The sequence below is a fragment of the Lapillicoccus sp. genome, assembly GCF_025353065.1.
Taxonomy (GTDB): domain Bacteria; phylum Actinomycetota; class Actinomycetes; order Actinomycetales; family Dermatophilaceae; genus Lapillicoccus.
Genome location: NZ_JANXRJ010000146.1, coordinates 1 through 2,437, shown reverse-complemented (window position 1 = coordinate 2,437; position 2,437 = coordinate 1). Strand labels below are relative to the sequence as shown.

General features: G+C 72.4%; 2 protein-coding genes. Both read left to right on the top strand.

The window, feature by feature from the left end:
* The first annotated feature begins 618 nt into the window (after positions 1 to 618).
* Positions 619 to 1,644, top strand: a complete 1,026-nt coding sequence (locus Q0R63_RS11655; protein WP_295697406.1) for an alpha/beta fold hydrolase — start codon at positions 619 to 621, stop codon at positions 1,642 to 1,644.
* Positions 1,645 to 1,712: 68 nt separating this feature from the next.
* The coding region (locus Q0R63_RS11650) for an ATP-binding cassette domain-containing protein (protein WP_295697404.1) at positions 1,713 to 2,437 on the top strand (725 nt) is incomplete at its 3' end.

Below are 2,437 nucleotides of genomic sequence, written 5' to 3'. Positions count from 1 at the left end.
GCGCAGGACCGTCAGGGCCAGGGTGGCGAGGCTGGTGACGAGCCCGGCGATGAGGGCGACCCGCCAGCCGGCGGTGCTGTCGAGGATCCCGTAGACGATCCAGGGGGCGAAAGAGACGACGAGCTGCATGATGACTCCAAGGGTGGGTGGGTCCGGCTGTGAGGGCTGTTGACCGGTCTTCGTGGCGCTGGTGGAGCGCCGGGCCGATGCCTCAATACTCGGCCGGGGGCAGGGTCCGTCGCGCCGACCGGGTGGTGGTGCCCGGGTGTCCACCGATCGGTTGACACCGGGCCGGGGTGGCTCGACCTAGCGTCGCTGCGACCGGCATACCCGCGGCAGCTGCTGCGACGTGGCGACCGTGACCCGACCCTTCTGAGGAGCTCCCATGGAACCCTTCGTCTTCACCGACAACCCGCAGTTCTGGTTCGAGACGCTGCGCGCGCTCGGGCATTCCTCGTACGGCGGGAGCGAGGCCGGAGAGGTCGTGGCGACCGCCCAGCGGATCCGGTCCGGGGACGACGACAGCTGGCACGACGAGTGGCACGACACCGCCGAGCTCGTCGCCGAGCGAGCCGGCATGGCAGCGGCGGCGGGCCACCGCGTCTCCGCCGCGACGGGATGCTCCGGGCCAGCACCTACTACCGGGCCGCCGAGTTCTTCCTGCACGGCGACGCGGACGACCCGCGGGTCACCACCGCCTACCGGCGCTCGGTCGAGTGCTTTCGTGAGTTCGCCTCTGCTGCAGCGACGCCCATCGAACCGGTGACGATCCCCTACGACGCCGTAACCCTCGAGGGGTACTTCTACTCCGGCGGCGAGGGCCGACGTCCGACCCTGGTCATGCACAACGGCTTCGACGCCAGCGTCGAGGAGATGCACTTCTTCGGGGCCGCTGCCGCCGTGGAGCGCGGCTACCACGTCCTGACCTTCGACGGCCCCGGCCAGCCGTCGGCCCGCGTCCACCACGGGCTCGCCTTCCGGCCCGACTGGGAGCACGTCGTGAGCCAGGTGCTCGACTGGCTCCTCGAGCGGCCCGAGGTCGACGCCACCCGGGTCGGGCTCGTGGGCGTGAGCCTCGGCGGCTACCTCGCCCCCCGCGCAGCGGCCTTCGAGCCCCGGCTCGCCGCCTGCGTCGCCGTGGACGGCGTCTACGACCTCGGCGTGATCAGCACCGCCGACTTCCCGATGCCGCGGGAGATGGCGGAGGAGATGCTCCGGGCGCCCGAGGCGCCGGAGGTCGACGCCGCCCTCGCCGAGTCGATGCGCACCGATCCCACGAGCCGGTGGGCCATGACGCACGGGTGCTCCGTCATGGACGTCGACACCCCGAGGCAGTTCCTCGCGGCATATCTCGACTACCACCTGCGCGACGGCATCGCCGAGCGGATCACCTGCCCCACGCTGGTCTGCGCAGCCGCCGGTGACGCGTTCTTCGCCGGGCAGCCGGAGGCGCTCCACGCCCACCTCACCTGTCCCGCCGAGCTGCTCGTCTTCGACGCCGCGCTCGGGGCCGAGGCGCACTGCCACGTCGGCGCCCAGCGCGGGGCGTTCGGGCAGATCCTCGACTGGGTGGACGGGGTGCTGAGTCCGGGGTTTGCCCTGGACCGCGCTGTGGGGCAGCATGGTCCCATCATGTGGAACTGAGACGCCCCCGACCCGCGACCGAGGCACTGCCCGGCGGGTCACCCTCCGTCTCGAAGGACCTTCGCCGTATGCCGTTCCCTGCCACCGCTCCTGAGTCGCTCCCCTCCGGATCGCTCGTCGCCCGCGACGTCGGGCGTGCGTTCGGGGACCGCGTCGTCCTCGACGGCGTCGACCTCGTCGCCCACCCCGGTGAGCCGGTCGGGCTCGTCGGCGAGAATGGCGCCGGGAAGTCGACCCTGATGCGCATCCTCGCCGGCGTCGACGAGGCCGACTCCGGCTCCGTCAACGGTCCCGAGGACACCGCATACCTCGGGCAGGAACCTGATTTCGCACCGGGCGCCACCGTGGGCGACGTACTCGCCGAGGTGCTCGCCCCACTGCACGACGCGGTGGCCCGGCTCGAGTCGCTGGCCGGGCGGCTCGGGCCGCAGCCCGAGCTCAGCAGAGAGGCCAGAGAGGGCAGCGCCAGCAGCGCCAGCGGGGACAGCAGCGACAACGGAGACAACGGAGACAGCAGCGACAACGGAGACAACGGAGATAGCGGCGGTGCCCCGCACGTCGATGCCGCGCAGGAGTATGCCGCCCTCCTCGCCTGGGCCGAGCACCACGACGCGTGGGACGCCGACCGCCGGGCCGAGGTCGCCGCGGCCCGGCTCGGGGTCGGTCACCTGCCCCACGACCGACCGGTCGCCGAGCTGTCGGGCGGGGAGCGCACCCGTCTGGCGCTGGCGGCGATCATCGTGCGTCGGCCGGACTGCGTCCTGCTCGACGAACCGACCAACCACCTCGACGA